Here is an 11,764-nt window from a genome sequence, read left to right on the forward strand (position 1 = left end):
CCAATTCCCCTCATCACGCGGGGCCACTCCGAATGCAGAATAACCTTCCGATCGCTGTTATCCCCGGATTTTTCTGATCCCTTTCTCAAGGGGGTAATCCGGTGATAAAGGCGAGCGCTTTGCTTCTTCAGGTTTTTTCTGCCTTCTCCGTTCCAGCGTGAACACATAATCAACCTATACTTTTAGAGAGTAGAATAATTCAAAACCTTAATATATTAGTCGTTCAAGCCGAGCTTTTTGAAGATCGTGTCTACGTGCTTCAGGTGCCATGACGGGTTGAAAGCATCTGCGACTTCTTCTTCGTTCAGCACTTCCGTGATTTCCGGTGTGGATTTCACGATATCCTGGAACTGGCGTTGTTCTTCCCATGCTTGCATCGCACGTGGTTGAACGGTATCGTACGCTTGCTCGCGGCTGAAGCCTTTGTCGATCAGCTTAGTCATGATACGACCGGAGAATGGTACCCCGTAGGTGCGCTCCATGTTGCGTTTCATGTTCTCAGGGAAAACCGTCAGGTTCTTCACGATGTTACCAAAACGGTTCAGCATGTAGTTCAGCAGCATCGTTGCATCCGGTAGAATGATACGTTCTACAGAAGAATGCGAGATGTCGCGCTCGTGCCAGAGCGTTACGTTCTCGTATGCCGATACCATATGTCCGCGAATGACGCGGGACAGACCGGAGATGTTTTCACTACCGATCGGGTTACGCTTGTGCGGCATCGCAGAAGATCCTTTTTGACCTTTTGCAAAAGCTTCTTCCACTTCACGGAATTCACTCTTCTGCAGTGCACGTACCTCTGTAGCAAACTTGTCCAGGGACGTTGCGATCAACGCCAGTGTAGCCATATACTCCGCGTGACGATCACGTTGCAATGTTTGAGTCGAAATTGGCGCAGGTTTCGTGCCCAACTTCTCGCAGACAAACTCTTCAACAAACGGATCGATGTTCGCGTACGTTCCTACTGCGCCTGAGATTTTGCCGTATTGTACATTGTCTGCTGCATGGCGGAAACGCTCCAGGTTCCGTTTCATCTCTTCATGCCACAATGCCATTTTCAGTCCAAATGTCGTTGGCTCCGCATGCACACCGTGCGTACGTCCCATCATTGGTGTGTGCTGATAAGCCAATGCTTTTTCACGAAGAATTTCAATGAAATTCACGATATCCTTTTCCAGAATCTCATTCGCTTGACGCAGTACATAACCCAGAGCCGTATCCACGACATCTGTGGAAGTCAGTCCGTAGTGCACCCATTTCCGCTCCGCACCCAGACTTTCAGATACCGTACGTGTAAATGCGATAACGTCATGACGTGTTTCTTTTTCAATCTCATAGATGCGATCGATGTCAAAAGATGCGTTCTGACGAAGCAATGCTGCTTCTTCCTTAGGGATAACACCCAGTTCGGCCCACGCCTCACATGCACAAATTTCAACTTCCAGCCATGATTGGAATTTGTTCTCTTCGGTCCAGATGGCTCTCATTTCGGGTCTGCTATAACGTTCAATCATGAATTTGTATTCCTCCAGAGATTAGTTTGTTCAATCCATTGCAATCCTTCTTCAACATCCTGACAGAGCAGATTCACATGCCCCATCTTTCTTCCTGTTTTTGCTTCGGTTTTACCATATATGTGAAGCTTGGGAATCACACCGAGCTCTATCGCTTCTACATCAGGTTGCCCTGTTCTGGCGATAATGCCTTCCAGATGTTCTCCAAGCACATTGACCATAACAACCGGACTCAATAACGAAGTGTCCCCAAGTGGTAACCCGCAGATGGCACGGATATGTTGTTCGAACTGAGAAGTCGCACAAGCTTCCATCGTATAGTGACCAGAATTATGCGGTCTTGGTGCCAGCTCATTGACGTACAGTCTTCCATCCGCCGCTACAAACAGTTCCACAGCCAGCAGTCCAACAGCCTTCATCGATTCTGCCACCGCTGCTGCCAGCTTTTGCGCTTCAATCTGGATATCTGCGGCAACTCTAGCCGGTACAATTGAAGCATGCAAAATGTTGTTCACATGAATGTTCTCCGCTGGCGGGAAAGTTTTGATCTCCCCATTTGTACTACGCGCTACAACGACCGATATCTCGCATTCAAACTTGATGAATTGTTCCAACACCAGTTCCGCACCAGTAGCCGCAAGTTCTTCGTATGCCGCAACAGCCTGACTTGTTTCCCGGATGACCCGTTGACCTTTGCCATCGTAGCCTCCAGTCACCGTCTTCAGTACACATGGCACTCCAAGTTCGCTAACAGCAGCAAGCATCGTATCCGCACTTTTGATCTCACGATAAGGCGCGACTCTTACTCCAGCAGCTTCGATCGCACGTTTTTCACGCAACCGATGTTGTGTGGTGTACAGTAACGCACTTCCTTGTGGAACGTAAGACTCACGCTCGAGCAGCCCAGCGACTTCTGCATCCACATTTTCGAATTCATACGTAATGACATCGCATTGCCGAGCCAGTTCAAGTGCAGCTTTGGCATCGTCATAACCAGCTTCAATCTGACGAGCAACTTGACCACAAGGTGCATCCGCAGCGGGATCAAGAGTAACGAATCGATAACCCATTGCCGTTCCTGCGAGCGTCATCATACGTCCGAGCTGTCCGCCTCCAAGAATGCCGATGGTTGTTTTCCCGGGCAGCAGGACTTTTTTTAGCTCTCCTGCTATACCGGATTGGTTCCCGACTCTATTCATAGTTCTTCACTACTTTCGAGTACTTCTTGTTTGATGCGCTCTCGGCGAGCTTCAGAGCGACGTTGGACATCCGGGTCAAAAGCACCGATCATTTGAGCTGCCAGCAATCCTGCATTCGTTGCCCCTGCCTTGCCAATCGCCACAGTTGCGACGGGAATACCACCAGGCATCTGAACAATGGACAACAAGGAATCGAGACCGTTCAACGCTTTGGATTGAACCGGTACGCCAATGACTGGAAGCATCGTTTTGGCGGCAACCATACCGGGTAGATGTGCTGCCCCGCCTGCGCCTGCAATGATCACCTTGAATCCTCGGTCAATTGCTTGCTCTGCGTATTCAAACATCAAATCCGGTGTACGATGGGCGGAGACCACCTTTTTCTCATACCCAATCTCCAGCTCGTCCAGCACCTCGCACACATGTTTCATCGTTTCCCAATCCGACTTGCTGCCCATAATTACAGCGACTTGCAGTGACATGAATACATCCAACTCCCGTCTGCGCTTTTTTGATTACATCTGACTATTAAGGGACTCTTATTACGTGTGAAATGAAAAAATCCGCTACCCGCGAAAACATCACATTTTCTCCGGACACCGGACTCCAAGAAATACGTATCCCTCAATTGGGCATGCCAAAAGGGGGCTTGCTGTCCGCATCTGGTTGCATGCGACTCTCAGCCGTATCTCCTCGTAGTCCGGAAATTTACGGTTTCCGGGTAGATACTTCCGGGCCCTATTCCCGGCGTTATACGAGCAAATATCTATCAAACTATCTTCGTTTATTTTTGTAATCTCTTATTACATATTTCGTTCCTACTCGACCTTATTCTTACCTGATCGACACATCTAACATTCTAACAATCCCCTACAGCTAATGTCAACTTAAAGACGAACATTTAACATATTGACAAATATAATGTTCGGGAATTGCTTCTTTAAATTCGCTTAACCATCCATTTCATCCCATAAAAGAAAGCCGGCTCCTCTTCAATCTCTCGAAGACAACCGGCTTCCTGCTTTTCAGTGCATCCACACTTCATCCATTATTTTACGATCAGTACTGGAACCTGCGCATGCTGCACCACATTGTGACTGACACTACCCAAGACAAATTCCCGAATACCACCCAGTCCGCGGCTACCAATAATAATGATATCAGAATCATTTTCTTTGGCAAAATCAAGCAACACTTCCGCTGCCGCTCCTTGAATCAGATCCACATTGGCCGTTACACCCGCAGCCTGAATTCGTTCTTTCGCTTCATCTGTTGTCTGCACAGCCAGATTGTAGTAGTCATTATTAAGTGAAGGTGGCAGTGGAGCCAGTCCCTCACCGATGAATACACGCGGGAAATCAAAAGCATGAATGACATCCAGTACTGCATTTGGGGACACTTTAGCTAGCTCAATCGCACGATCAAGTGCTTTATTTGAAGCTTTGGAACCATCATAAGCCACTAATATTTTGGAAAATAACATGTGAATCCCGTCCCTTCCTTTATATGTAGAGCACGCGAAGCAAGCTTCGGTCTGACATGTAATAAACTAACAGTTAAATAACAGAACCATGTAACTCCTTAAACGTTCCAGAGCCACAATGAACCATTTATACGAATGAATTTACATATCAGACGAATTAATGATACACCTTTCACTTCAGCGTAAGTCTTTTTCGAATGGTTACGCATGTGTTCCATGTGTTCATTGAATAAAGTAACCATAGATTACCGCATTCAAGAATAACAACAATGGAATGCCAATGGTGAAGCTGGGATGTTTAGTCTTATGCCTTTTCCGATACATCGCGATCCAGACTCCCAAAGCACCGCCTATAAATGCTAATAAGAATAACGTCCGTTCGGGTGTACGGTCACGACGCTGTTGCGCACGCCTCTTATCATCCGACATCACCAGATAACCAACTACATTAATAAATAAAAACCACAATATAAGTCCGGTTTGCATATAATTCTAGCGATCCCCCTGTCCCGGGACATCTCCCTGTCTCCATTATAGTCCTCATCAGAGACATGTTCAACGCACCGGGTAGGGAACCACAATTTTGTGTAATAACGCTAACCTCGCTCTGACCTAGGACTCCTGTTTTGGAATACCGTTCAGGCTTGGTGCTCTTTTGGCTGCTTTGTCCGGGCGCACAGCGATACTCTCTTCCCGAATACTGTCTTTGTTTTGCTGGTTATGGATCTTCTCTGGTTTGTTATGCGGCATGTAGGTATCACCTCCTTGGCTTACGTTGCCTGAAAACGGAGGATCTTATACGACTTCAACTACCCTCAAGCGTGTTACTCTCCCTTTTTCTCCATAGCCGCCTTCAGCAGATCTCCAAGGTTAGACCCAATGGACTCCTGCTTCGCATATTGTTTCACCAGCTTTTGCTGATCGCGTTTGTTCACATGCTGTTTGTCCTTATCCAACGTTTCTGTAATACCACAAGGTAGACATTGTACGTATAACCCCGCCTTGCCTTCTTTGATTTCCATCTTTTTGTGGCACTGCGCACAACGACGATTGGACATTCTTTTCTCTGCCGAACGACGATATCCACAGTCCTCGGTGGGACATACAAGAAACTTGCCGCGCTTGCCTTTCTTCTCCAACAACCGTGCGTTACAGTCCGGGCAATGGCTATTGGACACATTATGCGGCTTATACTCCGCTTTGCTGCCTTTTACCGTAGACACCAGCTCTTTTGCCATGGATCGGATACTATCCAGAAACGGTCCCGGTTTCCCTTGCCCACGAGCGATGAGTTCCAGTTCAGCTTCCCAGCGGGCAGTCAGATCCGGTGAACGAAGCTGCGGGGCAGCCAGTTCAATCAACTGTTTTCCTTTACCGGTTGGATGCATGCTGTTGCCTTGACGATCTATTGTATCGGAACTGACCAGTTTCTCGATAATATCCGCTCGTGTCGCCGGAGTGCCCAGTCCATGCTTCTCCATTTGGGAAAGCAAAGCAGCTTCGGTATACCGTTTGGGCGGCATCGTCCGTCCACTTTTAATATGGCAACGCTGAACCGTCACGGACTGCCCTTGCTGCACATCTGGCAAAAGCGCACGCTCATGGTCTGCTGTATCATCAGTACGGTCATCGTCATCATCGCTGTAATCGCCGCCGTATACTTCACGCCATCCACTTTCTTTCACCGTTGTACCTTTAACATGGAAGGAGTCATTCCCCACCTGAACCGTGATCGCAACCGAATCGTACTTCGCTGCCGGATAGAATAGGCTGATAAAACGACGTACGATCAGATCGTACAGTTTGCGTTCCTCTGGATTCAATTGATTCAAAAGCACCGTCTGCTCCGTTGGGATAATCGCATGGTGATCCGTAACTTTGCTGTCATCCACAATACGTTTGGTAATATTCAGATTTTTGCGCAGCAAAGGACGTGCCAAAGACGCATAAGGTCCAATGGCTACACTATCCAGCCGTTCTTTCAACGTAGCTGTCATATCCGAAGTGAGGTATCGACTGTCCGTACGCGGATACGTCACAAGCTTGTGCTGTTCATACAGACGTTGCAGGACATTCGATGTTTGCTTTGCAGAGAAACCATACTTCCGGTTGGCATCCCGTTGTAGTTCCGTCAGATCATATGCCAGTGGATGCGGCTCAACCTTCTCGCTTTTCTTCACTTGGGCAATCGTGCCCTTGCGCCCATCTACCCGTTTCTTCAATTCTTGTGTTTCTTGAGGGTCGAAAATTCGTGAATCTCCTCCAGCTGCCCGCCACACAGCCTGAAAACCTCCCATGTCTGCCGTTAACGTCTCATACTCCTGCGAGCGGAAACCGTTAATTTCATTTTCCCTGTCCATAATCATCCCCAAGGTCGGAGTTTGTACACGTCCAGCAGACAACTGGGCATTGAAACGAACGGTTAATGCACGGGTCACGTTAAGTCCGATCATCCAGTCAGCCTCCGCCCGGCAACGTGCAGATTCATAGAGGCGGTCGAACTGACTGCCTGGCTTCAGCGAAGCAAATCCGTCTTTGATCGCCTTATCTGTCTGGGATGAAATCCACAGGCGTTTAAAAGGTTTTTTCCACCCCGCCATCTGCATGATCCAACGAGCCAGCAATTCTCCCTCACGTGCTGCATCGGTCGCAATGACCAGTTCGCCTACATCCTGACGTTTCATCAACTGCTGCACGGCTTTATATTGATGGTTGGTCTCTTTAAGTACTTTCAATTTCGTACGATCTGGCAGAATGGGTAGGTCCTCCAGATTCCATGTTGCATACTTTTTGTCGTAATCCTCGGGTTCAGCTAATCCAACCAGATGTCCAAGCGCCCAGGTAACGATATATTTCGGGCCTTCCATATAACTTTTATGTTTATCACGCGCACCCATAACTCTGGCTATTTCGCGTGCTACAGATGGTTTTTCTGCGAGTACCAATGTCTTCACTTCATATCTCTTCCTCTCTAGTAGAACGTTATGTCTCTTTTATTCCTATCTTTTCATTATATCATTTCACACTAAAGGTATGCTCTGTCATCTCTACTTCCTAACTACTCGCCTCCTGTAACCTCATGTTTAATCAACATATCGAGTTTGTGTTATATTTCTTTACATTATAATATGTAATAGTTTTTCTGAGTACATGTAAACAGAAGCATGAATAAGTATTAACACTGTAAAGTATTGATGTATACGTTTTTTTGGATAAATATAAACCTTGTAAGATTACCTGACATAACTATACAATGTGTCAAAGCATAGAAACAGAATCGCTGCTACACACATCAATGAGACACAGGAAGGGAGCGTGGATGCATGACTTATCATGGATCTGTATTGAAAAAAAGTGGGGCTTTGTTACTGGCGGGAGCTGTTGTTGCCACAACTTGGGGAGGAACGGTTCCTTCGGCATCAGCCGCAACGGCAACGCCTACGAGTAAAACAACAGTAGCAGCTGTATCCAAAGGAAAAGCGCCAGCAACTCCGGCAGCATTTGTTCAGGCTATGGAAGAAGCGGCTACACTTGCAGGTGTTCCTTTTACCATGGACAAGCTCTCCGGCACAACCGTACAACGTAAAGATGCTGCGGTCGCCTTGCAACAATGGCTCAAGCTGGATTCGACTACCGTATCATTCAAAGATGTCCCGAATGAAGCCACTTTCGCAGGTGCTGTTGGTGCATTGAATACGGCAGGGCTAATGAAAGGTTATACCGATTCCCTCTTCCTTCCAAACGCTGTACTTACCGAGAATGACCTCTCCATACTGAAAGACCGCATTTATAACTACATAAAACCGTTTGTCCTGGAGGAAGCAACCATCATGGATCTCCAGACTGCAATGACGCAAGGAAAACTGACATCAAAAGAACTGGTTCAAAAATATCTGGACCGCATTGAAAAATACGATGATCAAGGTGTAAGCATCAACGCCGTATTAACGCTGAACCCGGATGCACTCCAAATTGCGGAGCAATTGGATGAAGAACGTGCAGCCCAAGGTGCCCGCGGGCCTCTGCATGGCGTTCCGGTTTTGGTAAAAGACAATTTCGATACCAATGACATGCCGACAACCGCAGGCTGTATCTGTCTGAAAGATTCCATTCCTGCTCACGATGCTGAACAAGTGAAGAAACTCAAAGCAGCTGGCGCCATTATTTTGGGCAAAACGAACCTGCATGAATTCGCATTTGGCATAACGACATCCAGCTCATTGGGTGGACAAACACTGAACCCTTACGCCCTGGATCACTATCCAGGTGGATCAAGCGGTGGAACAGGTGCAGCCATTGCATCAAACTTTGCTGCAGCCGGCATGGGTACAGACACTGGCGGTTCGATCCGAATCCCATCCAGCTTCAACAGCCTTGTGGGTATCCGCCCAACCATCGGACTGTCCAGCCGTGAAGGCATTATCCCATTGGCTTTGACACAGGATGTAGGTGGACCTATGGCCCGTACAGTTAGTGACGCTGCAATCATGTTGGATGCTACGGCCGGCTATGATAAAAAGGATGTCGCTACAGCCTACGCGGTTGGCAAAATTCCATCTAGCTATACAGACTTCTTGGATGTAAACGGACTGAAAGGTGCACGCATCGGTGTGGCCACAGAACTCATCCCAAGTACCAAAGCTGAAGAAAAAGCCGTTGCTGACGTGATCAACACCGCTGTGGAAGAATTGAAGACACTGGGCGCTACCGCAGTTCCCATTTCCATCCCGAACTTGACTGAGATCAACAAATACCCAAGTCTCAGCGGATATGAATTCAAGTTCCAACTGAATGACTATCTGGACTCATTGGGTGCAGACGCTCCATATCACAGTCTGTCCGAGATCATCGCTTCCGGAGAGTTCGACAAATCTCAGGAGCAATCCATGAAGACTCGGGATGCACGCCAAACGTTGGAGACTACCGAATACAAGGACATCGTCCTGAAACGCACCCAAGTTACACGTGAGTCCCTGCTGAAAGTTATGGCAGACAACAACCTGGATGCCATCATCTATCCTACGTCCACACAAGCCGCTGGTGTTATTGGCGAAGGACAAAACTCCGGTGGTAACAACCGATTGAGTCCTTTCTCCGGCTTCCCGGCGATTACGGTCCCTGCTGGTTTCACAACTGATGGTTTGCCAGTAGGCATGGAATTCCTTGGTCGTGCCTTTGATGAAGGAACCTTGATCAAGCTGGCTTACAGCTACGAACAAGGTACACATCACCGCCAAGCGCCTAAGCTTACGCCGTAAAATATTTATGGGATTAAGCAATTCCGGTTAACACAAAAAATAGATGCAATCATATCACTTTTTTGAAACGAGTTAACCCACTAAAGAGACCACCTTCTTCATGACAGCATGAAGTTTGGGTGGTCTCTTTTATGTTCTCTATTTATTTTTATGTTGCATACCGTCGGATGTTACTCATTCCTGAACCTTGTCTGGCACGCCCCATTTCAGAACCAGACCTGCGTACGTCAGACCACCGCCAAAGCCAAAGAGAGCTACGTTCTGTCCTTCTTTCAATTTCCCTTCATCCACTGCAAGCTGTAGCGCCAGCGGAATGGAAGCGGCAGATGTGTTCCCCCGATACTCGACACTGGTTAAAGTACGTTCCAAAGGAACCGGACCACGTTCGCAAACAGCTTCAATCATTCTCATGTTGGCACTATGCGGGACAAACCAGTCAATCTGGTCAGGGCTTAATTCAGCTTTCGTTATAAGTTTACCCAATTGCTCTGGAATCGTCCGTACAGCCCACTTATAAATCTCTCGCCCATTCTGAACTAAACAACCTTCGCCCTGTAAAGGCACACCATTCATCTCCGAAGACAAGCCACTCTTATAGAGATGTACACCGCCTTCTCCATGTGTACCTGATATGGCTGCCATAAAGTCACCTTCAGCACCCGATGATCTCTCCACCAAGAAGGCCCCCGCTCCGTCACCAAACAGTACACAAGTCGTGCGGTCTGTGTAATCCGTAATTTTGGATAATGTCTCTGCTCCAATTACCAGTACTTTGCGGTACATTCCACTGGTCACCAGACTGTCGGCTAGCTGTAATCCGTAGGTAAAACCTGCGCATGCAGCATTTAAATCCAGTACACCCGTGTGTGGGATCTTAAGGTTAGCCTGTACTCTGGATGCCGTACTTGGGAAAGCATATTCAGGTGTACTTGTAGCCACAAGGATCATATCCACATCTTCTACACTTACATCATAACGACCTATCATATCTTCTACAGCCTTCGTAGCCAGGTCAGATACAAATTGATATTCAGCTGCAATTCGCCGTTCTCTCATACCAGTACGTTGTACAATCCATTCGTCACTTGTCTCGACCAATTTCTCCAGATCAGCATTCGTTAATATTCGATCCGGTACATATGTCCCCATTGCCGTGATGGTTGCCTTTGATTGATGATTCATACCAGTAGTCACCTCACTTGTTTTTTATCATTATAGCACTAAGTCTTAGTACTTGGTACTAATTTTATAAAATATTTATTATGATTCTTTCGTTAGTTGTTTATTTTAAAGTGATCTCTTCATTCTATTACCCAGAGCAATACAAACGATCGCATGCATTTTTGATGAAGAATTGTGGATATTCCCTGACTAACATGAAGAATGCCTTAATTATATGCGTTTTTTATAGACGGATCATTCCAACAGGAGGAAAATAAACAGATTGCCCCACATTACTAAAGAATAGAGATGATCTATACCCATGAAAAAAGAATTAAATATCCTTGCCATTTCCGGAAGTCTGCGCAATCAGTCCTCCAATACGTCACTAATGCACGCCATGATTAAGCTGGCTCACACTAACCTTAAGTTTGAAGTATATGACGGATTAAATGATCTGCCGCATTTTAACCCTGACCTCGATGTCGAGGAGGGCCCTGTATCCGTACAGAACTTGAGAGCCCAACTTAAGCATTCGGACGGAGTCCTTATCTGTACGCCAGAGTATGGAAACGGCGTTCCTGGGGTCTTAAAAAACGCACTAGATTGGGTTGTATCTTCTGGAGAATGGCTCAATAAACCCACCATTGTCATTGCTGCTTCCCCAAGCCCCATGGGAGGTGACAAAGCCCATGCTTCCTTATTGCTCACACTAAACATGATTAATGCACAAGTCTTACAAGAGGGCTGTTTAACCATTCCTCATATTACATTGAAAATGAACAAACAAGGAGTCATCATTGATTCGGAAACCCAGCGTGCATTGCAGAACTCCCTTACAATCCTTGGGGAAGCTTGCAACCAAATCAAAAGCTAGACAGATGTTGCTTAATTAAATGAACGATAGAGAAATGATCCATTTAAAGTTATTTAACATTCTCATAAATAATGAAATAAAAAAATAGCCTTGGTTATTTACCAGGGCTGTTAAGGTTTATATAAGTATTTAGGATTAAAATAAAAAAGACACACTCGATAACATCAAGTGTGTCTTCTATTGCTTGGCGGCGTCCTACTCTCCCAGGACCCTGCGGTCCAAGTACCATCGGCGCTAGAGGGCTTAACGGTCGTGTTCGGGATGGGTACGTG

The 11,764-nt window shown here is 46.7% G+C and carries 10 protein-coding genes, 1 rRNA gene and 1 riboswitch; of the genes, 2 read left to right on the forward strand and 9 right to left on the reverse strand.

The features are described from left to right. Positions 1-215: 215 nt before the first annotated feature. From purB to J2Z28_RS15580, 7 genes are all read right to left on the reverse strand, one after another. A complete protein-coding gene (purB, locus tag J2Z28_RS15550; protein ID WP_211083159.1) occupies positions 216-1,514 on the reverse strand; it encodes an adenylosuccinate lyase in 1,299 nt (432 codons plus the stop codon). Further along, positions 1,511-2,713: a 5-(carboxyamino)imidazole ribonucleotide synthase gene (gene purK / locus J2Z28_RS15555; protein WP_211083160.1), complete on the reverse strand. Its 1,203-nt coding sequence runs from the start codon at positions 2,711-2,713 to the stop codon at positions 1,511-1,513. Before purK ends, purB begins: the two co-directional genes overlap by 4 nt. Continuing rightward, complete coding sequence (gene purE, locus J2Z28_RS15560; protein WP_211083161.1) at positions 2,710-3,195, reverse strand: 5-(carboxyamino)imidazole ribonucleotide mutase; 486 nt, start codon at positions 3,193-3,195, stop codon at positions 2,710-2,712. The genes purK and purE overlap by 4 nt, the downstream gene beginning before the upstream one ends. Positions 3,196-3,389: 194 nt before the next feature. Next, positions 3,390-3,491: riboswitch (purine riboswitch) on the reverse strand. Positions 3,492-3,761: 270 nt separating this feature from the next. Then, the gene (locus J2Z28_RS15565; RefSeq protein WP_047840488.1) at positions 3,762-4,196 is read right to left on the reverse strand and encodes a universal stress protein; all 435 of its coding nucleotides are present in this window, start codon (positions 4,194-4,196) and stop codon (positions 3,762-3,764) included. Positions 4,197-4,418: 222 nt separating this feature from the next. Beyond that, on the reverse strand, positions 4,419-4,682 hold the full coding sequence (locus J2Z28_RS15570; RefSeq protein ID WP_017690702.1) for a DUF1294 domain-containing protein: 264 nt from the start codon (positions 4,680-4,682) through the stop codon (positions 4,419-4,421). A 126-nt stretch (positions 4,683-4,808) separates the two neighbouring features. After that, positions 4,809-4,946, reverse strand: a complete 138-nt coding sequence (locus J2Z28_RS15575; protein WP_017690703.1) for a hypothetical protein — start codon at positions 4,944-4,946, stop codon at positions 4,809-4,811. A gap of 74 nt (positions 4,947-5,020) precedes the next feature. Continuing rightward, a complete protein-coding gene (locus tag J2Z28_RS15580; RefSeq protein ID WP_211083162.1) occupies positions 5,021-7,150 on the reverse strand; it encodes a DNA topoisomerase III in 2,130 nt (709 codons plus the stop codon). 369 nt (positions 7,151-7,519) lie between these two features. On the opposite strand from J2Z28_RS15580, the gene J2Z28_RS15585 reads away from it, so the two are divergent. Beyond that, positions 7,520-9,454 (forward strand): amidase family protein, encoded by a 1,935-nt coding sequence (locus tag J2Z28_RS15585; RefSeq protein WP_211083163.1) that lies wholly within the window; start codon positions 7,520-7,522, stop codon positions 9,452-9,454. A gap of 174 nt (positions 9,455-9,628) precedes the next feature. Here the strand turns inward: J2Z28_RS15585 and J2Z28_RS15590 are convergent, their stop codons facing one another. Continuing rightward, positions 9,629-10,636 (reverse strand): ketoacyl-ACP synthase III, encoded by a 1,008-nt coding sequence (locus J2Z28_RS15590; RefSeq protein WP_211083164.1) that lies wholly within the window; start codon positions 10,634-10,636, stop codon positions 9,629-9,631. Between the two features lie 301 nt (positions 10,637-10,937). On the opposite strand from J2Z28_RS15590, the gene J2Z28_RS15595 reads away from it, so the two are divergent. Then, positions 10,938-11,492, forward strand: coding sequence for an NADPH-dependent FMN reductase (locus J2Z28_RS15595; RefSeq protein ID WP_211083165.1), 555 nt, complete (start codon positions 10,938-10,940; stop codon positions 11,490-11,492). Positions 11,493-11,674: 182 nt separating this feature from the next. Here the strand turns inward: J2Z28_RS15595 and rrf are convergent. After that, a 5S ribosomal RNA gene (gene rrf, locus J2Z28_RS15600) occupies positions 11,675-11,764 on the reverse strand; the annotation flags it as partial.

It is taken from the genome of Paenibacillus xylanexedens (assembly GCF_017874615.1).
GTDB lineage: Bacteria > Bacillota > Bacilli > Paenibacillales > Paenibacillaceae > Paenibacillus > Paenibacillus xylanexedens.

Coding starts and splice junctions, on each gene's coding strand:
- purB (WP_211083159.1), bottom strand. CDS start 1,514: ATGATTGAACGTTATAGCAGACCCGAAATGAGAGCCATCTGGACCGAA.
- purK (WP_211083160.1), bottom strand. CDS start 2,713: ATGAATAGAGTCGGGAACCAATCCGGTATAGCAGGAGAGCTAAAAAAA.
- purE (WP_211083161.1), bottom strand. CDS start 3,195: ATGTCACTGCAAGTCGCTGTAATTATGGGCAGCAAGTCGGATTGGGAA.
- J2Z28_RS15565 (WP_047840488.1), bottom strand. CDS start 4,196: ATGTTATTTTCCAAAATATTAGTGGCTTATGATGGTTCCAAAGCTTCA.
- J2Z28_RS15570 (WP_017690702.1), bottom strand. CDS start 4,682: ATGCAAACCGGACTTATATTGTGGTTTTTATTTATTAATGTAGTTGGT.
- J2Z28_RS15575 (WP_017690703.1), bottom strand. CDS start 4,946: ATGCCGCATAACAAACCAGAGAAGATCCATAACCAGCAAAACAAAGAC.
- J2Z28_RS15585 (WP_211083163.1), top strand. CDS start 7,520: ATGACTTATCATGGATCTGTATTGAAAAAAAGTGGGGCTTTGTTACTG.
- J2Z28_RS15590 (WP_211083164.1), bottom strand. CDS start 10,636: ATGAATCATCAATCAAAGGCAACCATCACGGCAATGGGGACATATGTA.
- J2Z28_RS15595 (WP_211083165.1), top strand. CDS start 10,938: ATGAAAAAAGAATTAAATATCCTTGCCATTTCCGGAAGTCTGCGCAAT.